The sequence below is a fragment of the Streptomyces kunmingensis genome (genome assembly GCF_039533535.1).
Taxonomy (GTDB): Bacteria; Actinomycetota; Actinomycetes; order Streptomycetales; family Streptomycetaceae; genus Streptomyces; species Streptomyces kunmingensis.
In genome coordinates this window covers 1-20,391 of record NZ_BAAATS010000045.1, presented here as the reverse complement: position 1 = coordinate 20,391, position 20,391 = coordinate 1, and the positions used below count along the sequence as shown (strand labels likewise).

At 73.4% G+C, this 20,391-nt stretch carries 11 protein-coding genes; 5 read left to right on the top strand and 6 right to left on the bottom strand.

Going from position 1 to position 20,391, the window contains the following annotated elements; translation table 11 throughout:
- The first annotated feature begins 154 nt into the window (after nucleotides 1-154).
- Both ABD366_RS39010 and ABD366_RS39005 read left to right on the top strand, forming a co-directional pair.
- Complete coding sequence (locus ABD366_RS39010) at nucleotides 155-1,231, top strand: alpha/beta hydrolase (RefSeq protein ID WP_324769025.1); 1,077 nt, start codon at nucleotides 155-157, stop codon at nucleotides 1,229-1,231.
- Nucleotides 1,232-1,327: 96 nt separating this feature from the next.
- The gene (locus ABD366_RS39005) at nucleotides 1,328-2,143 is read left to right on the top strand and encodes a helix-turn-helix transcriptional regulator (protein ID WP_324769027.1); all 816 of its coding nucleotides are present in this window, start codon (nucleotides 1,328-1,330) and stop codon (nucleotides 2,141-2,143) included.
- Here ABD366_RS39005 and ABD366_RS39000 read toward each other — a convergent pair.
- Nucleotides 2,101-3,249 carry a macrolide family glycosyltransferase gene (locus tag ABD366_RS39000; RefSeq protein ID WP_324769028.1) on the bottom strand — a complete coding sequence of 383 codons (1,149 nt, stop codon included), beginning with the start codon at nucleotides 3,247-3,249 and terminating at the stop codon, nucleotides 2,101-2,103. The genes ABD366_RS39005 and ABD366_RS39000 overlap by 43 nt on opposite strands.
- Before the next feature lie 261 nt (nucleotides 3,250-3,510).
- On the opposite strand from ABD366_RS39000, the gene ABD366_RS38995 reads away from it, so the two are divergent.
- Both ABD366_RS38995 and ABD366_RS38990 read left to right on the top strand, forming a co-directional pair.
- The gene (locus ABD366_RS38995; RefSeq protein ID WP_324769029.1) at nucleotides 3,511-4,158 is read left to right on the top strand and encodes a class I SAM-dependent methyltransferase; all 648 of its coding nucleotides are present in this window, start codon (nucleotides 3,511-3,513) and stop codon (nucleotides 4,156-4,158) included.
- A 21-nt stretch (nucleotides 4,159-4,179) separates the two neighbouring features.
- A complete protein-coding gene (locus ABD366_RS38990; protein ID WP_324769030.1) occupies nucleotides 4,180-5,043 on the top strand; it encodes a 1,4-dihydroxy-6-naphtoate synthase in 864 nt (287 codons plus the stop codon).
- A gap of 85 nt (nucleotides 5,044-5,128) precedes the next feature.
- On the opposite strand, the gene ABD366_RS38985 is transcribed toward ABD366_RS38990, so the two are convergent.
- From ABD366_RS38985 to ABD366_RS38970, 4 genes are all read right to left on the bottom strand, one after another.
- Nucleotides 5,129-6,343 carry a macrolide family glycosyltransferase gene (locus ABD366_RS38985; RefSeq protein WP_324769031.1) on the bottom strand — a complete coding sequence of 405 codons (1,215 nt, stop codon included), beginning with the start codon at nucleotides 6,341-6,343 and terminating at the stop codon, nucleotides 5,129-5,131.
- Nucleotides 6,330-7,343 (bottom strand): Gfo/Idh/MocA family protein, encoded by a 1,014-nt coding sequence (locus tag ABD366_RS38980; RefSeq protein ID WP_324769032.1) that lies wholly within the window; start codon nucleotides 7,341-7,343, stop codon nucleotides 6,330-6,332. The genes ABD366_RS38985 and ABD366_RS38980 overlap by 14 nt, the downstream gene beginning before the upstream one ends.
- 88 nt (nucleotides 7,344-7,431) lie before the next feature.
- Nucleotides 7,432-8,742, bottom strand: a complete 1,311-nt coding sequence (gene rfbH / locus ABD366_RS38975; protein WP_324769033.1) for a lipopolysaccharide biosynthesis protein RfbH — start codon at nucleotides 8,740-8,742, stop codon at nucleotides 7,432-7,434.
- Nucleotides 8,735-9,745 (bottom strand): NAD-dependent epimerase/dehydratase family protein, encoded by a 1,011-nt coding sequence (locus ABD366_RS38970; protein WP_344443377.1) that lies wholly within the window; start codon nucleotides 9,743-9,745, stop codon nucleotides 8,735-8,737. The genes rfbH and ABD366_RS38970 overlap by 8 nt, the downstream gene beginning before the upstream one ends.
- A 237-nt stretch (nucleotides 9,746-9,982) precedes the next feature.
- Here ABD366_RS38970 and ABD366_RS38965 point away from each other — a divergent pair, with 237 nt between their 5' ends.
- Nucleotides 9,983-11,251: an activator-dependent family glycosyltransferase gene (locus ABD366_RS38965; protein WP_324770691.1), complete on the top strand. Its 1,269-nt coding sequence runs from the start codon at nucleotides 9,983-9,985 to the stop codon at nucleotides 11,249-11,251.
- Between the two features lie 82 nt (nucleotides 11,252-11,333).
- Here ABD366_RS38965 and ABD366_RS38960 read toward each other — a convergent pair.
- On the bottom strand, nucleotides 11,334-20,391 hold a 9,058-nt coding region (locus ABD366_RS38960; RefSeq protein WP_344443375.1), incomplete at its 5' end, for an SDR family NAD(P)-dependent oxidoreductase.

The window sequence follows — 20,391 nt, the reverse complement described above, 5'->3', positions numbered from 1 at the left end:
CAACGCTAGGTGAAGAAGTACCAGGCACTTTCCCAGAGTTGACCGGGGTAGGATCATGCCCATGCCGATGGGATACGTGGTGCCGACCGCGCTCTTAGCCTGGTGCACTTTCTTCGCTGTTGTCGCGCCACGCCGGCCCCGGCCGCTGGCGACCATGAGTTTCTGGTTCGGGCTGATCATCAACGAGGTGCCGTTCGTGGGCATCTACGTCCTGGCTGCCTCCACGGCTCTGGCCGCCGCCCAGGGCGATCTGGATTCCGCGGGCGCCAAGGTGACGGCCGCGGTGGCCGCCGCCGCCACCCTCGGCCTCGCCGTCTGCGCCTGGCTGGGCGTGCGCTCGGCCCACGTGGTCGGGCAGGCTCTCGAGCAGGGGCTCGGGACCGGCTGGCGGGACCGGGTGCGGACGCCGCTGCGCCGGCACCGGCCCTGGCTCCGCATCCTGCTGCTGCCGGCCATGATGCGCCGGCGTGACGTGCGGCGGATCCCCAACATCAGCTACGGCGATGCCGGACGCCGCAACCTCCTCGACCTCTACCGCCGCCGCGACGCACCGCAGAACGCGCCGGTCCTGGTCTACTTCCACGGCGGCGGCTACACCAGCGGGTCCAAGAGCCGCGAGGCACGTCCCCTGCTGTACCAGCTCGCCGCCCAGGGGTGGGTGTGCATCAGCGCCAACTACCGGCTGCGACCCCAGACCACCTTCCCCGGTCACCAGATCGACGCCAAGAAGGTCATCGCCTGGGTCCGCGAGCACGGCTCCGAGTACGGTGCCGATCCGTCGAGGCTGTTCGTGGCGGGCAGCTCCGCCGGCTCCAACCTGGCGGCGCTGTCCGCGCTCACGCCGAACGACCCGATGTTCCAGCCCGGGTTCGAGACCACCGACACCTCGGTCACCGCGGCGATCTGCCTCTACGGCTACTACGGCCACTACTTCGGCGCCCCGCCGGACGAGCCGCCGCCCCCGCTGCAGCCCCAGGGATACATCACCGCCGACGCACCGCCGTTCCTCGTCGCCCACGGCACCAAGGACGCGCTGGGCACCGTCGAGGGCGCCCGGAACTTCGTCACCCAACTGCGCCGCGCCTCCGGCAACGTCGTCGTCTACGCCGAACTGCCGGGCGCACAGCACTCGTTCGACGTCTTCCACTCCCCGCGCTTCGAAGCGGTCGTGGACGGTGTCGAGGCCTTTGCCGCCTACGTGCTGGCCGCCGCGGATCGAACGCCGCACTAGCGCGGCGCTACCAGCAGTGCAGTGAGACCCAGCTTCGCCCTCATACGCTTCCCGGAGTTCGCCAAGAACACAAAACGGGGAAGGTGTGTGGCGGAGATGAGCTACGCGGAGCACAGCACCAGAAGCGCCCTTCAGCAGAGAACGGACGGCTTCTCCGTCCTTTCCGACCACGCGCCACGCACCATCGAGGAAATGCACGACCTCGACTCGCCCATGTTCGCCACGGAGATCCGCAGCGATGAATACAGCGAAGTGATTCTCTCGCTGTTCGAACGGTCCGGTATAGGTCTGGCGATACTCGATCCGACGCTGCGGGTGCGTTCGGTGAACTCCGCTTTCAGTGCGCAGTGCGGCCGCTATCCCGACGAGATATGTGAGCGCAGTTTCGCGGATTTCCTGCACCCGAGTGTGCGGCAGTACGTGCTGCGTCAGTTCGGCCGGCTCGTCCAGGGACACCACGCACCGCTCGTCAGCCGGTCCATCGCGATGTGGTTCCACGACACCGCGGTCGCCGGCAAGCTCACTGCCTTCCCGGTGGCGGACAGCAGCGGCCGGATCAAGATGATCCTCGCCCAGTTCACCCCCGAGGAGACCGCGGACGAGCGGCAGGAACTCGTGGGCGCACAGCGGAAGTTGACGGCGCTCACCGCGAAGGTCCTGGAAGGCGTCGCCGCGGGCGACCCGACCGTGCGCCTGGCGGCCAAGCTGTTCCTCAGCCGCCAGGGCATCGAGTACCACGTGAGCATCCTGCTGCGGCAGTTCAAGGTGCCCAACCGCACGGCGCTCGCGGCGAAGGCCTACTCGATGGGCATGTTCTCCATCGGCTGCTGGCCGCCGCGGATTCTGCCGGAGTACATCCGCCCCGACCGTCAGGGTGCCGAACGACGCCCGGCGGCCACCTCCTCCACGTAGTCCGCGGCGCGCGCCGGGCCGTCGGCGGCGCGCATGGCCTCGCCCAGGGCGCGGACCCGCGCGCGGGTGTGCCCGTCCCCGACCACGCGGTCCACGGCGGCGCGCACCCGTTCACCGGTGGCCTCGGCCTCCGGGAGGTGCACACCGAGGCCGAGCTCCTGGAGCCGGTCCGCGACGAGTCGCTGCTCGGGCATGTGGGGGACGGCGACGACCGGCGTCCCGAAGTACATGGCCTCCATCACACTGTTCATGCCCGCGTGGGACACGAACGCGTCCGCCTGCTCCAGGACGGCCAGCTGAGGCACCCAGGGGTGCACCCGGACGTTGTCCGGCAGGGGCGGCGCGCCGTCGCCGCCGGCCAGCGAGTCGGCCGAGACGATCACATTCCATTCGGAGTCCGCGAAGGCGTCCGCCCAGGTGCGCAGCGACTCCTTCTGGTGCTCGAAGCTGAAGCTGCCCATGGAGACCAGCAGCAGCGGGCGGCCGTCGTCCGGCGGGGTCCAGGGCCGGTCGTCGCGGCTGCCCAGGCAGGCTCCGACGAACGCGAACCTGTCGTCGAAGGTCTCCTCGGCGGGCTGGAAGCTGCGCGGCAGGAAGACCAGGTTGGCGTCGTCGGCCGCGGCGTTGAACTCCTCCAGGGTGACGTCCGTCAGACCGTGGTCGCGCAGCAACTGCCCTTGTTTGACGAAGAAGTCGATGAGCGCGGGGTGTTCCCGGTCGATCTCGTCCGCGTACAGGGCACCGATCTGCTGGGTGAGCGAGTAGTGCTCGTTGGAGGCGAAGGTCGCGAACAGCTCGATGGCGGGCCGCTGCCACTTACGGGCCAGGACCCGGCCGGCGGCGAAGGTGCTGACGTCGTAGAGGAGCACGTCCGGCACGTCGTCGCCGAACCCCCGCTCGTAGACGGGGACGGTGGCGATGGCCTCGTCGATGGAGCGGACCGGCTCATGGACCAGGTACTCCGCGTCGACGCGCTCGGGCAGTTTGCGCGAGGCGAGCCAGGACTCGTACTCCAGCACTTTCGCGCCCGCCGCGGCGGCGAGGGGTGCGAAGCGCGCGTTGGTCGCGAAGGTCACCCGGTGACCGCGGCGCACGAGCTCCGCCACGACGGGGAGTGTCGTGTTGATGTGTCCGAACGCTGGGAACGGCATGAATGCCACGTGGTACGCCGACATGAGCAGCAGCTTGCCAGCGGCGGGCCGCCACTGCCGCCCAGGACGGCCGACACTGGGCGATTCACCAGTCGCTCCCTGCAACGGCGCCGTGGAGTTCGGGAGAACACCTGGTGTGTGGCGGCCGATGTGGTCGCGTGCGCGCGTGCCGTGCTCCCGTGGGCCACAGCCTGTTCCCGACGAGAGCGAGATGCCGTGAGCAACCCAGCAGTCAGCGCCGCCGCGTCTGTGGCGGACCCCACGCTCGCCCCGGGCCTGGACGTCTTCTCACGAGGATGGCCCGACCACGCCTGCGACACCGTCTGCGGCTGGGGTTCCAGCGAGCCGCACACCCAGCTCGTGCGCAAGGGACTCCAGACGATCCTCGACACCTACCATGTGCGGACCGTCAACGACGCCGGCTGCGGTGATCTGGCGTGGATGAGCACGATGGACCTCGAGGGCATCGACTACATCGGCTACGACGTGCACGAGCGCGCCACCTGGCCGCAGTTGCGGCAGCGCGGTTACCGCCTGGAGGTCGTCGACATCACCGGCGACGAGCTGCGTCCGGCCGATCTGCTGGTGTGCCGTGACGTGTTCATCCATCTGCCCAACGACATGATCCTGCGCGCGCTGGAACACTTCCGGCGCTCCGCCAGGTATCTGCTCACGACCACGTTCCGCAGCGACCCCACGGTCGCCGAGGACACGTTCTCCAACACCGCGCGGCTGGCCGAACCGAGTCTGCGGCACGCCAAGCTGGACCTCACCCTCGCGCCCTTCGGGCTGGGCCGGCCGCTGGAGCTCATCCCCGAGACCTTCCCGAACAAGTACCTCGGGCTGTGGGACCTGGCCCGCTAGCCGCCCGACGACAGGAGCATCATGGCAAGCCCTGTGAACCTCGCCTATTCGCCGTGTCCCAACGACACGTTCGTCTTCCACGCCTGGGCCGCCGGGCTGCTGCCCGGCGTCCCCGCTCCCGACGTCACCATCGCGGACATCGACGTCACCAACGGCCGTGCCGCGCGGGGCGACGGGGACGTACTGAAGATCTCCTACGGGGCGCTGCCGTACGTGCTCGACCGGTACCGGCTGCTGGCGTGCGGCGGGGCGCTCGGGCACGGCTGCGGCCCGCTGCTGCTGACCCGCGATGCGTGCGGGCCGGCGGACCTGGCCGGGCGCGTGGTCGCGATCCCCACCGAACGCTCCACGGCCTACCTGCTGTTGCGGCTGTGGGCGAAGCAGGCCCTGCCCGGTGTGGAGATACGCACCGTGGTGATGCCCTTCGACCGGATCATGGCGGCCGTGCGGGACGGTGAGGTGGACGCGGGCCTGGTGATCCACGAGGCCCGGTTCACCTTCCACGAGTACGGACTGCACCGCCTCGTGGACCTCGGTGAGGCCTGGGAGACCCGGACGGGGCTGCCCATTCCGCTGGGTGCCATCGTCGCCCGGCGTGATCTGGGCGAGGAGCGGCTCGCGGGCATCGCCGACGCCGTCCGCGCCTCCGTCCGCAGCGCGTGGGCGGACCCGGGGGCCTCCGAGGAATATGTGCGCGCGCATGCCCAGGAGATGGCGCCCGAGGTGCAGAAGCGGCACATCGCGCTGTACGTCAACGGCTACACCGAAGACCTCGGTGCGGACGGTCGGGCAGCGGTCCGTACGCTGCTCGACCAGGCGGTGCGGGCCGGGGCCGTCCCCGCGTTCCCCTCCGGGGCGCTCGATCCGGTGGGCTCCTTGCGCTGAGGCGGTACGGCGCCGTGAGGGGCCCCGGGGCCCCGGGGCCCCTCACGGCGCCGCCCGTCCCGCGTACGGGGTCACACGGCGCGGTTCACGCTCCGGCCATGACCGCCTCCAGCCGGTCGGCGACCGCGGTGGCGCCGGGGGCGGCGCGAAGGTGCCGGCTCAGTTCGCGCACCCTGTCCCGTGTCGCGGTGTCGGCGGTGAGTGTCTCGACCTCGCGGCGCAGGGTGCCGCCGTCCAGCTCCGCGGGGGCGACGGCCCGTCCCAGACCGAGGTCGACGACCTGCTGGGCGGTGGCCCGCTGGTCCTGCTGGTGCGGGACGACCACCACCGGCACGCCCTGGTGGAACGCTTCCATCAGGCTTCCGGTGCCACCCTGGCAGACGAACGCCGTGGCGTGCCGGAGCACCTTCAGGTGCGGGATCCAGGGATGTGCCTCCACATTGGGCGGCAGCGGTCCGAGAGCCGCCGGGTCGACCCCGCCGCCGAGGGTCATGACCACGTGCCACGCGGTGCCGGCGAACGAGTCGGCGCAGCGCCTGAAGAAGTCCGGGCGGCGGTTGACGGACGTGCCGAGCGACACCAGGAGCAGCGGCGCGGTGCCGGGCGGCGGGGACCAGTCGCCGGTGAAGTCGGCGGCGCGCAGGCAGGGGCCCGCGAAGAGGTAGTCGTCGCCGAACGCCTCCGGCCTGATCTGGAACTCGCGTACGACGAAGGAGATGTTGACCGCGGCCTCGACGCCGCCGGGCGGCGCGTCGGCGAACAGTTCGGCGACCCCGGCCGCCCGGACCCGGGCGGTCAGCAGCCGGGTCAGTTCGCCGAGCCGGGGGTCGTCGGGGTCGGCCGGGGTGTGCGCGGGATCCGCCTCCGTCCCGTTCTGCCGCACCTGCGCGTTCGCGCCGAAACCGGCGTAGGTCCGCACGGTGGGCACCCCGTGTCTGCGGCTCACGGCAAGCGCCGTGTCGGAGGCGAGGGCGTCGTGCACGACCAGCGCGGGCGGGTCGGCGGCCGCCGCTTCCAGGGCTGCTTCCAGGGGCGCGAAGCTTTCCTGGACGAAGGCGTGCAGCATCGTCGTCGCGTCCTCGTCGGACGTGATGGACGCCGGGAAGTGTGAGGCGTACGGCACGACGCGCGCGCCGGTGGCGGCGACAGCGTCCGCGAGCCGGTCGGCCACCACGTAGGTGACGCGGTGGCCGCGCCGGATCAGCTCCTCGACCATGCCGAGGGTCGCCTTGAGGTGTCCGTACGCGGGAAAGCCCAGCCACAGGACGTGCGCGGGCGAGGTGGCGTCAGGCGACGACATGGCTGCTCCTCGGCGCGGCCTCGGGGGTGCCGGCCAGTTCCACGACCGACTCGACGAGGGCGGCCTGGCGGATCGCGGCGGCGGAGTGTTCGCGGTGCGCCGCCGGATCGCGGGCGGCCTCGGCGAAAGCGGTGACGGCGCCGAGGAACTGGTCGGCGGCCGGCAGGGTCCACTCCTCGGTGTGGCCCGCCCGTCGCAGGCGCACCAGGGGGGCGTGGCCGGGCGGCGGGGTGAACGCCCAGTCCACCTCGATGCGGCCTTCGCTGCCCCAGAGCGCGTAGGTGTTGCGGTAGGCGTGGTCCAGGCCGAAGTCGCACTGGGCGGTGGTGCCGGCGCCGTCGGCCAGCAGCACCGATCCGGCCAGATCGCAGCCGCCGTCCGGTTCGTGGCGCAGCCGGGCGCCGACGACCTCCACGTCCTCGCCCAGGAAGAGCTGAGCGGCGCGGATCGGGTAGCAGCCGGTCTCGCGCAGCGCGCCCCCGGCCAGGGCCCGGCTGTAGCGGATGAGCGAGCTGTCGGTGCGGGGGATGCCGAAGGAGGCGGTGAAGACGCGAAGGGTGCCGATGGCGCCGTCGGCGAGGAGTTCGCGGACCCGGGTGTGCTGGGTGTGGTGGAGGAACGCGAAGTTCTCCATGAACGCCAGGTTCCGCTCCTGCGCGGTGCGGGCCAGTTCGGTGGCGGCGGCCGCGCTCGCGGTCAGTGACTTCTCCACCATGACGTGTTTGCCCGCCCGCAGCGCCTTCTCCGCCCACGTCTCGTGCAGGGCGTTGGGCAGCGGGATGTAGACGGCGTCGACGTCGTCGCGGTCCAGCAGCCGTTCGTAGCCGGTCACGGCCTCGCAGCCGAACCGGTCGGCGAACGTGCGCGCCTTGTCCGTGGTCCTGCTGGCCACCGCGACCAGGCGCACCAGGGGGCTGCGGAGCAGAGCAGGGACCGTACGGCGCCGGGCGATGTCCGCGGCGCCCAGTACCGCGACGCCCAGCGGTTCGATGTCAGGCACGGCGGCCTCCGTGTCCGGGGCCGCGGCCGGGCCCGGTGGGAAAGGTGCGGGTACTCGGTGTCGGCTGCATGGGATTCCCTGGGGGTGCTCAGCGGTGCTTGGCGACGAACTCCCGGATGGACGCGGTCATGTAGTCGGTCATCTCGGTGGTGATGCCCGGGTACACCCCGATCCAGAAGGTGCGTTCGGTGATGATGTCGCTGTTGGTCAGCTCGCCGCCGACCCGGTGGTCGACGGTGCGGTAGGCGGGGTGGCGCAGGAGGTTGCCGGCGAAGAGCAGCCGGGTGCCTATGCGGCGGGAGTTGAGGAAGTCGACGAGTTCGAGACGGCTGAAGGGGGCGTCGTCGGTGAGGGTGATGACGAACCCGAACCAGCTCGGGTCGCTGCCGGGGGTGGCCTCGGGCAGCAGGAGTCCGGGCAGTCCGTCCAGGCCCTCGCGCAGACGCCGCCAGTTGCGCTTGCGGGCGGCGACGAAGTCGGGGAGTTTGGGCAGCTGGCTCAGGCCCAGCGCCGCCTGGATGTCGGTCGTCTTCAGGTTGTAGCCGACGTGCGAGAAGATGTACTTGTGGTCGTACCCCTGGGGCAGATCCCCCATCTGGTACTTGTACCGCTTGAGGCATTTGTTGTCCTCGCCCGGCTCGCACCAGCAGTCGCGCCCCCAGTCGCGCATCGACTCGGTGATCCGCGCCAGCTCCAGGGTGTTCGACAGGACGCAGCCGCCCTCCCCCATGGCGAGGTGGTGGGCGGGATAGAAACTCACGGTCGAGTAGTCGCCGAACGTCCCGGTGTTGCGGCCCTGGTAGGTCGAGAGGACGGCGTCGCAGTTGTCCTCGACGAAGAACAGGTCCCGGTCCCGGGCCAGTTGCTCGACCTCGGCGGCCGGGAAGGGGTTGCCCATGGTGTGCGCCATCATGATGGCTCTGGTGCGCGGGCCGATCGCCGCCTCGATCCGCTCGATCGTCGTGTTGTACGTGGCGAGGTCCACGTCGACGAAGACCGGCACCAGACCGCACTGGATGATCGGATTGACGGTGGTGGGGAAACCCGCGGCGACCGTGATCACCTCGTCGCCCGGGCGCAGCCGGCGCTCCTCCAGTTCCGGCACGGTGAGCGAGGCGAGGGCCAGGAGGTTCGCGGACGACCCCGAGTTGGTCAGATGCGCTTTGCGCACCCCGATCGTTTTGGCGAACAGCCGCTCGAAGCGCAGTGCGGCGGCCCCGGAGGCGATACGCAGTTGCAGGGCCTGTTCCACGAGCGCGGCGCGGTCGTCCTCGTCGAGGACCGCGCCCGACGGCAGGATCGGGGTGACCCCGGGCACGAACTCGTGCGCGTCGGCGTCCTGGTCCCGGTGGAGCTTCCTGGTCAGTTCGAGGATGGACTGCACGTCCGTGTCAGCCATGAATGGTCTCTCCGTCCACTGCAAGGGTCGCTGCGAGGGTCGTTGGTGAGGCGGGGGCCGTGTCCTGCACGCTGTCCCACAGGGCGTGCAGCGCGTCGGTGAGGGTGCGCGCCGGGGCCCAGCCGAGTTCCCGGCGCGCCAGGCCGATGTCCAGGGCCTGTTCGCCGATCCCGGTGTCGCGGCGCACCGTGGGCGCCGGGCCGCGCACGACCCTGGCGGTGGCGGCCCGCGGTCCGGCGATCCGGATCAGGGTGTCCACGGCCTCGGTGAGGCGGACGCCGGTGCCCGAGCCGATGTTGACCAGGGCGGGGGCCCGGCGGACGCGGGCCGCGGCCAGTACGGCGTCGGCGACATCCCTGACGTCGACGAGGTCGCGCACCCCGGCGATCGGCGGCAGCGTCAACTCGACGGGTCCTTCGGCGAGTTGACGGGCCAGGCCGCCCAGCAGGCTGTGCCGGGAGGCGAACGGGCCGACCGCGACGGCGATCCGCAGCACCACGGCGTCGAGCAGGCCGCCGGCGGCGGCCTCGGTGACGATCCGGGTGCCGGCGAGTTTGGTCTGCGCGTACCGGCCGGCCGGGCGGGCGTGCAGGGTCTCGGTGAGCCTGCTCGGCCCGGCCTGTGCGCCGTACTCGTACGCCGAACCGATGTGGACCAGACGGACGGGTCCGGGCAGCGTGGTGACGGCGCGCACGAGCCGTTCGACGAGGAGCACATTGCCCTCGGTCAGCTCGCGGTCGGTGACGTTCCACAGGGCGCCCGCCGCGTTCACCACCAGCCCGGGCCGCAGCGCGCCGAGTCCGGCGGCCAGAGCGGCGGGGTCGCAGCGGACGGCGTCGAGGGGCAGCGCCCGGCAGCCCGCCGGCAGGTCCGCCGGGCTGCGCAGCACGGCGGTCACCGGCCGGCCCGCCGCGAGCAGCGCGGCGCACACGGCACGGCCGACGAAGCCGCCCGCGCCGAACACCACGGCGGGCGACCGGTCCACGGAACCGACTGGGTCCATCGACGCCTCTCCTGGTTCGTCTGCCCCGGATCATCCGGCGGCCGAGGGGAAGGCCCGGCCGGACGATCGCCTCTGCGGCCACTATCCACGCGCCCCGGGAATGCACACAGCCACGGCCGGGGCATGCAGCCAAACTCTGGGTGTTTCCCCCGATGCTCGGCCCCGCCCGGCCGGCCGGGCGGGGAGCGGACGAACCTGGAGAGGCACCGGATCACTTGCCGCTCCCAGGAGTCCACCGTGCGTGTGCTGTTCATGACGATCCCCGAGAAGTCCCATCTGTTCTGTATGACGCCGATCGCGTGGGCGGTCCGTGCCGCCGGGCACGAGGTCCGGGTCGCCAGCTCCGCGGAGCTCGTCGATGTCGTCGCCCGTACCGGGATGACGGCTGTCGCGGCCGGCCGCCATGACGGGATCAGCAAGGCGATGACCGAGAACCGCCAGTCCCAGGAGGAGTGGGAGGCGGCCAGCTGGAACGAGCTGGATCCGGCGAAGCTGACCTATGAGGCCGAGCTCGACCGGGCCCAGATGGCCGCGTGGGGCAGTGCGATGTACAACGAGCCGATGATCGACGAGATGGTGGAGTTCGCCCGTTCCTGGCGGCCCGACCTCGTGGTCTGGGACCCGCTCACCTATGCCGGGCCGCTCGTGGCGGGGGCCGTGGGCGCCGCGCACGTGCGGTCGCTGTGCTTCGCCGACGTCTGGGTGATGAAGCGCCGGCTCTTTCGCGAGCTGGCCGCGGCGGTGCCCGCCGAGCGGCGCAGAGATCCGCTCGCCGAGTGGCTGGACGGCCGCGCCGCCGGGTTCGGGGGCACGTTCACGGAGGAGTTCGCCACCGGGCAGCTCACGCTGGACCCGCTGCCCGAGAGCCTGGGCCTGGACACCGGGGCCGCACGGACCCCGGTGCGGTTCGTGCCGTACAACGGGCCGGCCGTCGTCCCCGGCTGGCTGCGCACTCCGCCCGAGCGCACCCGCATCTGTATGAGCCTGGGTGCCTCCAACACCGAACGCTACGGCGGGGACTACGTCTCCAAGGGCAAGATCCTCGAAGTGCTGGCGGAGCTCGACGCGGAGGTGGTGGCCGCGCTGCTGCCCACGCAGATCGCGGAACTCGGCCCGCTGCCCGGCAACGTACGCGTCGTGGAATCGGTGCCGCTGCACGCGCTGCTGCCCAGCTGTTCCCTGCTGATCCACCACGGCGGCTTCGGGAGTTACGCGAACGCGCTCGTGCACGGCGTACCGCAACTGACCGTCACCACGCCCGTCGCCGACCAGCTCTACCGGGGGGCCGGCCTGGAGGAGCAGGGCGCCGGCCTCCTGCTGCGCCATGACCTGGCCACGCCGGACGCGGTGCACGAGCGGGTCACGCGCATCCTCGCGGAGCCGGGTTTCACGGACCACGCGGCCCGGCTGCGCGACGAGGCGCTCTCCCGTCCGGCGCCGTCCGAAGTGGTGCCCGTACTCGAGCAGTTGGTGGAGGAGCGCCGGACGGCGCCGTGGACGACGTAGCGCGGAACAGCGGATTACAGATCAGGGCCCGTCCGTCGGACAGGCCCTGATCTGTGTCTCACCGCGTCACCGCGTCACCGTCTCACTGCGGCGGGCGGGCGCGCAGCCACGTGTCGACCGCCTCGGCGGTGGCGCCGGCCAGGTCCTCCATCATCGTGAAGTGGTTGCCGGGCACGTCCACGACCTGGTCCGCCTCGCGCCATCCCGTCTGCCACTGCCCGGGGGCCAGTTGCTCCCCGCCCGGCATCGGTCTCCCGGCCCGTACGAGCAGCACCGGCGGTGTGATCGGGGCCGGGCGCCAGCCGCCGAGGAGGTTGAAGTACCAGCTCATCGCGGACAGCCGGGCGGCGTCCATGCGCGCGAAGCCCTCCTCGCGTTCGAACATGCCGCCGAGCAGCTGGTCCTCGAACTGGCCGAGCGAATCGTCGCCGGGCACATAGGTGTCCAGGAGCACCACCCCGGCCGGGGGCCGGCCCTCCTCGGCCAGGCGGGCGGCCGTCGCGTAGGCGAGGACGCCGCCGGAGGAGGAACCGAGAAGAGCGCAGGGAGCGTCCCCGACCTGCTCGCGCACCATGCGGGCCAGCAGGTCGAGCAGCGCGTCCTCGGTCGCCGGCAGGGGTTCCCCGGCCGCGAACCCGGGCACGGCGAGCGCGGTCACGTCGCGTACGTCCCGGAACGCCGAGGCGAACCGGGCGTACTGGTGGACGCCCGCCAGCGCCACCTGCGAGCTGAAGCAGACGAGGTGGACCGGCTCGGCGCCCTTGGCGAGGCGGACCGAGGTCGGTGAGGCGGGCACCTCGGCCGCGGCGCCGAAGGTCGGGCGCAGCCGGGCGACGCTCTGGAGCAGGTCGAAGCCCTCCCGCAGACGGCGTTCCTCGCAGGCCCGGCGGAAGAGGCGGCCGATGGTCTCGTCGGTGTCGGTGGTGTACGCGGAGTTCTCCGTGGCCTGCGGCCGTTCCGCGCTCGCGGCGCCGAGCAGGGTGTCCAGGTGGCCTGCCAGGGCGAGGGGCGAGTCGTGGTCGAAGGCGATGGTGGCGGGCAGCCGCAGCTCGGTCTCGGCGGCCAGGGCGTTGCGCAGCTCCACCGACGTCAGGGAGTCCAGGCCGAGTTCGAGGAACGGCTGCCCGGGCTCGATCGCTTCGGCCGAGGGGTGTCCGAGGACGGCGGCGGTCACGCCCCGCACCAGATCGAGCACCGCGTCCGCGCGGGCCGTCGCGGTCAGTTCGCGCAGCCGCCGGGCGGGATGCGTACGGCCGCTGTCACGGCCCGCCGCGGTCCGCCTGGCCGCGGGCCCGGCCAGGTCGCGCAGGAGCGGGGCGGGCTCGGGGCCGAGCGCCGCGGTGTCGAGGCGGAGCGGGACGAGTTGGGCCGCGTCGGCGCCCAGGGCGGCGTCGAGCAGGGCGAGTCCTTCCTGGTCGCCCAGGGCGAGCACGCCGCCCCGGGCCATCCGGCCGCGGTCCACCCCGTCGAGCCGGCCGGCCATGCCGTGCTCCCAGGCTCCCCAGGCCAGCGACCTGGCGGGCAGGCCGTCGGCGCGCCGCTGTTCGGCGAGGGCGTCGAGGAAGGCGTTGGCCGCGGCGTAGTTGGCCTGGCCCGGGGTGCCGAAGGTGGCGGCCGAGGACGAGAACAGCACGAAGTCGGCGAGCTCGCCGTCCCGGGTCAGTTCGTGCAGGTGCAGGGCGGTGTCCGCCTTGGCGCGCAGCACCGCGTCGAAGCGCTCGGGGGTGAGGGAGCCGATCACTCCGTCGTCCAGGACACCGGCCAGGTGGAACACGGCGGTGAGCGGGTGCGCCGGGTCGACCGCGGCCAGCGCCCCGGCCAGGGCATCGCGGTCGGAGGCGTCGCAGGCGGTGAGGGTGACCTCGGCGCCGAGCGCGGTGAGTTCGGCCCGCAGCTCCCGCGCCCCGGCGGCGGCCGGCCCGCTGCGGCTCAGCAGGAGCAGCCGCCGCACGCCGTGTGCGGCGACGAGGTGGCGGGTGACCAGGCCGCCGAGGGCGCCGGTGGCGCCGGTGACGAGCACGGTGCCGTCCGGGTCCCAGGCCGGCTCCGGGGCCTCGGGTGCGGCGACCCGGGCCAGCCGGGCCGCGTACAAGTGCCCGTCTCTGACCGCCAGTTGTGGTTCGCCGGTGGCGATCGCGGCGGGCAGGGCGAGGACCGAGGCGACCGTGTCGTCGAGGTCGACGAGGAGGAAACGGCCGGGGTTCTCCGACTGCGCGGTGCGCACCAGGCCCCACAGCGGTGCCGCGGCCAGGTCCGCCGGGCGGGCGGTGCCGTCGCCGAGCGCGGTGCGCGTGACGAAGGCCAGCCGCGTACCGGAGAAGCGTTCGTCCGCGAGCCATGCGCGTACGGTCCGCAGCGCCTCGGCGGTGAGGTCCCGCATGCCGCGGGCCGTCTCGGTCCCGGGGTCGCAGGCGAAGGACACCAGGACGAGTTCGGGCGGTGTCATGCCCGCCGCCGCCGCGGCCGAGAGGGCCTCGATGTCGGCGAAGGACTCGGTCCAGACACCCACGTCGGTCAGGGGGCCGCTGACTCCCACGCTGTCCGCGCCGACCAGCGCGCAGCGTCGGAAGCCCGGTTCGGTCCCGGCCTCGGGCCGCGTGGGTGCCGTCACGGGCTTCCAGTCCACGCGGAACAGTCCGTCCGGTCCGCGCAACCGCGGGGTGCGGTGCGCGGCGAGGGGGCGCAGGGTGAGCGAGCCGACGGTCAGGACCGGACGCCCCGCCGCGTCGGCCGCGCCGATCGACACCTGCTCGGCGCCGGTCGCGGTCAGCCGTACCCGCAGGGTCGTGGCGCCCTGGCCGTGCAGGACCACATCGCCGAAGGAGAAGGGCACCAGGCGCCCGGCGGCGCCCGGCAACAGGTAGGCGAGGCCGTGCAGGGCCGCGTCGAGCAGCGCGGGATGCAGTCCGTACCGTCCGGCGTCCTCGGCCGCCGGGCCGGGCAGCGCGACCTCGGCGTACAGCTCACCGTCGCGCTGCCAGGCGGCGCGGAGCCCCTGGAAGGCCGGTCCGTAGGAGACGCCCGGCAAGGCCGGTTCCCCGCCCTGCCGTTCGCCCGGCCGTTCGTCATGAGGCCCGTCGTAGAGTCCGTCGAGGGGCACCTCGTGCGCGCCGGGCGGCGGCCAGGTCCCGGCGGTGAACGGCTCGGCCCGGTCCGCGTCGCCGGCGGCCAGGGTGCCGGTGGCGTGCAGGGTCCAGGGTTCGTCGGCGGGGCCGCCGGCCGGGCGGGAGGAGATCCGTACGGTACGGGTCCCCGCCTCGTCGGCGTCCCCGACGGCGATCTGCAAGCGCCGTTCGCCCGCGTCGAGCGTCAGCGGGGCGGACAGGACCAGTTCGGCCACCCGGCCGCAGCCGACGTGGTCGCCCGCGTGCACGGCGAGGTCGACGAGGGCCGTGCCCGGCACCGTCGCCGTACCGGACACCCGGTGGTCGGCGAGCCACGGGTGGCCGCTCGTGCCGAGCCGGCCCGTGCACACGAACCCTCCGTCGGCGAGCGGCACGCAGGCGCCGAGCAGCGGGTGCTCGGCGCCGGTGAGGCCGGCGGCGTCCAGGCCGGCCGGGACCGGCGGGTTCTCGGCCCAGTACCGCTGCCGGTCGAAGGCGTAGGTCGGCAGGTCCACGCGGTGCGCGCCGGTGCCTTCGTAGGCCGCCCGCGCCGTGTTCTTCGTGCCGTGGACGAGCAGCGGGCCGAGGACCGCGGCCAGGGTCCCGGTCTCGGGCCGGCCGCGGCGCAGGACCGCGCCGGCGAACACGTCGTCGCCGCTGTCCTCGGTGGCGAGGCACTCCTCGACCGCGGCGACGAGAGCGGGGTCCGGGCCGAGTTCGACGAAGGTGCGTACGCCGTCGGCGCGGAGCCGGGTGATCGCGGCGTGGAACCGGACGGTCTCGCGGGCCTGCCGCACCCAGTAGCCGGGATCCTGGAAGGCGTCCGCGTCGGTGGTGTCGCCGCCGGTGGGGACCACGGGTATGCGGGCCGGGTGGTACGTCACCGACTCGGCGGCCTCGCGCAGCTCGCGCAGCATCGGCTCCATCCGTGCCGAGTGGAAGGCGTGGCTGACCCGCAGCCGCTTGCCGGGGCGGCCGGGGAACCGTGCCGCCACGTCGAGGACCGCCCTCTCCTCGCCGGTGAGCACGACCGACGTGGGGCCGTTGACCGCGGCCAGTTCCACTCCGGGGCCGAGCAGCGGGGCGACGTCCGCCTCGGCCACCCGCAGGGCGACCATCGCGCCGCCGGGCGCGAGTTCCTGCATCAGGCGACCGCGTACGGCGACGAGCCGGCAGGCGTCCTCCAGCGTCAGGACGCCGGCCACATGGGCGGCGGCCAGCTCGCCCACGGAGTGCCCCACCAGGTGATCGGGTTCGGCTCCGTAGGACTCCAGGAGCCGGTACAGCGCCACCTCGACGGCGAACAGCGCGGGCTGCGCCCAGCTCGTGCGCGCGAGAGCCTCCGCGTCGCCGAACATCACCTCCCGCACCCCCTCCACGTGCGCGCACACCTCGTCCAGGGCTGCCGCGAACACCGGTGACGTGTCGTACAACTCCCGTCCCATGCCGAGGCGTTGGCTGCCCTGGCCGGTGAACAGGTAGGCGACGCGCCGCGTGGCGGACCGGCCCCGGGCCGCGGCCGGTCCCGTGGTCCCGGCCGCGATGGCGTCGAGCGCGGACAGGAGCCCGTCACGGTCGGTGCCCGAGGCCAGGGCCCGGTGGCCGAGGAGGGGGCGGGTGGTGGCGAGCGAGAAACCGACGTCGAGCGGGGCGAGTTCCGGACGCTGTGCCAGGTGTGCGCGCAGGGCCGCGGCCTGGCCGCGGACGGCCGTCTCGGTGCGGGCCGACAGCAGGAGCGGCAGCACGGGTGGTGCCGGCCGGGTGGCCGGCACCGGGGCGGGTGCGGGCCGGGCGGCCGGGGCTTCGAGGATGACGTGCGCGTTGGTGCCGCTGATGCCGAAGGAGGAGACGCCGGCCCGCCGGGGGCGGCCGGTGGAGGGCCACGGCACGGTCTCGGTGAGCAGTTCGACCTGGCCCGAGGACCAGTCGACCTGTTCGCTGGGCCGGTCCACGTGGAGCGTCGGCGGCAGCACGCCGTGCCGCATGGCCTGCACCATCTTGATGATGCCGCCGACGCCGGCGGCGGCCTGCGCGTGCCCGATGTTCGACTTGAGCGAGCCGAGCCACAACGGCTCGTCGCCGGTCCGGTCCTGGCCGTACGTGGCGAGCAGCGCCTGGGCCTCGATGGGGTCCCCGAGGACGGTCCCGGTGCCGTGTCCCTCGACGGCGTCCACCTCGGCGGGGCGCAGCCGGGCCCGGTCCAGGGCCTGGCGGATGACGCGCTGCTGGGCGGGGCCGTTGGGCGCGGTGAGGCCGTTGGACGCGCCGTCCTGATTGACGGCCGAGCCCCGCACCACGGCGAGCACGGGGTGTCCGTGGCGGCGCGCGTCGGAGAGCCGTTCGAGCATCAGCATGCCGACGCCCTCGGCCCAGCCGGTGCCGTCGGCGCCGGACGCGAAGGACTTGCAGCGGCCGTCGGCGGCGAGGCCGCGCTGCTTGCTGAAGTCTATGAAGGTGCCCGGGGTCGCCATCACGGTGACACCGCCGGCCAGCGCCGTGTCGCACTCGCCCGCGCGCAGTGCCTGTGCGGCCAGGTGCAGCGCCACCAGCGACGAGGAGCAGGCGGTGTCGATGGTCACCGCGGGCCCTTCGAGGCCCAGCAGGTAGGCGACGCGGCCGGTGACCACGCTGCCCGCGGAGCCGGTGCCGAGGAACCCCTCGGCGCCCTTGGGGACGGTGTGCAGGCGGGCCAGGTAGTCGTGGTACATGACGCCCGCGAAGACGCCGGTGCGCTGTCCGCGCAGGGCGGCGGGGTCGATGCCGGCGGACTCGACGGCCTCCCAGGACGTCTCGAGGAGGAGCCGCTGCTGCGGGTCCATGACGAGCGCCTCGCGCGGCGAGATCCCGAAGAAGGCCGCGTCGAACTCGGCGGCGTCGTGCAGGAATCCGCCCTCACGCACATAGCTGGCGCCGTCGGTGTCCGGGTCGGCGTCGTAGAGCCGCTCCAGATCCCAGCCGCGGTCGGTGGGGAACGGGGTGACGCCGTCGGCTCCCGAACTGACCAGGTGCCACAGCTCGTCGGGGGTGCGGACGCCGCCGGGGTAGCGGCAGGCCATGCCGACGATGACGACGGGGTCGTCGGTGTCCGGGCCGGGGCGCCGTACGGGCAAGGCCGCGGCGGGGCCGGGGCGCTGGGCGCCGAACAGCCGCTCCAGCAGGTGGGCGGCGACGGCGTCGGCGGTCGGGTGGTCGAAGACGAGGGTCGCGGAGAGCCGCAGACCGGTCACGGCGTTGAGCGCGTTGCGCAGTTCGACCGCGGTGAGCGAGTCGAAGCCGAGGTCGCGGAACGGCTGGTCGGGCGCCACGTCGTCCGCCGAGCCGTGGCCGAGGACGGCGGCGGCCCGGTCCTGGACCAGTTCGCGCAGGGCCGCGGTCCGTTCGTCGGCGGGCAGCGGGGTGAGCCGGTCGGTCAGCGACGCCGCGGCGACCGTGTCGGCGGCGGCGGCCTGCCGTCGTGGGGCACGGACCAGGCCACGGAAGACGGGCGGCAGGTGTTCGGCGGACTCGCGCAGCACGGCGAGGTCGAGGCGGACGGGCAGCACCGCGGCGTGCCCGGTGGCGGCGGCGAGGTCGAACAGGGCGGTGCCGTCGGCGGTGGACAGCGGCACGACGCCGCCGCGCGCCATGCGCCGACGGCCGGTGTCGTCGAGCCCGCCCGTCATCTCGCCCGCACCGTCCCAGAGGCCCCAGCCCAGGGAGAGTGCGGGCAGCCCCTCGGCGCGGCGCCGCTGGGCGAGCGCGTCGAGGAAGGCATTGGCGGCGGCGTAGTTGCCCTGCCCGGGCGCACCGAGCGCGGCCGAGACGGAGGAGAACAGGACGAACGCCGACAGGGGCGCGCCGCGCGTCAGTTCGTGCAGCGCGAGCGCGGCGTCCACCTTGGGGCGCAGCACCCGCGCCACCTGGTCGGAGGACAGGGACGTCACCGTCGCGTCGGCGAGCACTCCGGCGGTGTGTACGACGCCGGTCAGCGGATGCCCGGCGGGGACGCCGGCGAGGGCGGCGGCGAGGGCGTCCCGGTCGGCCACGTCGCAGGCGAGGAGGGTGACGTCGGCGCCGAGTCCGGTCAGTTCGGCGACCAGTTCGGCGGCGCCGGGCGCGGCCGGGCCGCGGCGGCTGAGCAGCAGGAGGCGGCGGACGCCGTGGGCGGTGACGAGGTGGCGGGTGATGATCCCGCCGAGTTCGCCGGTGGCACCGGTGACGAGCACGGTGCCGTCGGGGTCCCAGGCGGGTGCCTCGGCGCTCGGCGGGGCGGTGGCCAGGCGGCAGGCGAACAGCTCCCCGTCGCGGACGGCCAGTTGCGGTTCGGCCGAGCCGAGCACGCCCGGGTCCGGCTCGCCCCGCACATCCACGAGCTGGATGCGTCCGGGGTGTTCGGACTGGGCCGACCGTACGAGGCCCCAGACGGCGGCACCCGCCAGGTCGCGCACCGTCTCCCCGGGACGGGCCGCCACCGCGCCGTCGCAGAGGAGAACGAGCCGACTGGTCCCGAACCGCTCGTCCGCGAGCCAGTCCTGGAGGAGGGCGAGGGTGCGCAGGACGGCTTCGTGGGTGCGGGACGCTTCGTGCGTGTGACCAGCTTCGTGCGTGTGACCCGCTTCGTGCGTGTGACCCGCTTCGTACGTGTGACCCGCGGGTTCCGGCCCGTCCGCGTCCCCGACTCTGGCCGCCACCACCTCGGGCAGGGGCTGCCCGGCGTCGACGGCCGCGCGCAGGGCCGACAGGTCGGCATATCCGCCCTCGCCGAGCATCGCCCAGTCGGGTGCCCGCCGCGGTTCTGGTGTCTGAATCCGTGTCCAGTCCAGCCGGAACAGGGCGTCCTGAGGTGCCGTGTCCGCGGCCCCGGCGACGGCACCGTCCGAGGCGTCCAGGGCGTCCAGGGCGTCCAGGGCCATCGGCCGGAGCACCAGTGACGCCACCTCCGCGACGGGCCTCCCCGTGGCGTCGGCGATCTGGACGGTGACGCTCTCCGCCCCGCCGGGCGTCAGGCGCGCGCGCAGGGCACCCGCTCCGACGGCGTGCAGTTCCACCCCGTTCCAGGAGAACGGCAGCCGTCCGGGGCCGCTTCCGCCTTCCGTGTCCTGGTCGCGGCCGGTCCGGGTGACGCCGAGCGCCATCGAGTGCAGTACCGAGTCCAGGACGGCGGGGTGCAGCGGGAAGGCATCGGCGCCCGAGGGCCGGCCGGGGTCGGTGAGGTCGGTGAGGTCGGTGAGCAGGGCCTCGACGAAGAGTTCGTCCGCGCGCCGCCATGCCCGGCGCAGCCCGCGGAAGACGGGACCGTACTGCAGGCCGAGTCCGGCCAGGGTGTCGTAGAGCCCGGCCGTGTCCAGTTCGTGCGCGTCGTCCGGGGGCCACTGGGTGAGGTCGTACGAGGGTTCCGCCTCACGGGCCGGGCCGAGCAGGCCGGTGGCGTGCCGCGTCCAGTGGTCGGCCGGCTCACTGTCCTGCCGCGACGACACCTGCACGGAGCGGCAGCCGGTGGCGTCCGCCGCCCCGACGAGCAGTTGTACGTGTACGACGCCAGTTGCCGGAATCACCAGCGGCGCTGTCAGGGTCAGCTCCTCGACCCTTTCGCAGCCCACGCGCTCGCCGGCGCACAGCGCGAGATCGAGCAGCCCGGTGCCGGGGAACACGATCCGGCCCGCCACCTGATGGTCCGCGATCCAGGGCTGCGACTGCGCCGAGAGCCCGCCCAGGAACAGAACGTCCCCCGAGTCCGCCAGGCTGATCACGGCCTGGAGCAGCGGGTGCCCCGCCCCGGAGGAGCCGAGCGGGAGCGGCCCTGCGGTGAGCCGGGCGGTCGGCCAGAAGCGCCGGTGCTGGAAGGCGTAGGTGGGCAGGTCGACGACGTTGGCGCCGGTCGGTGCGTAGAAGGCGGCCCAGTCGATGTCGGCGCCGTCCGCCCACAGGCGGGCCAGGGCGGTGACGGCGGTGGTGGGTTCGGGCTGCTTGCGGTTGAGCACCGCGACGGCCAGGGCCTCGCCGTCGTACGTCTCGTCGATGGCGCCGGTGAGAGTGGCGTCCGGGCCCAGTTCCAGG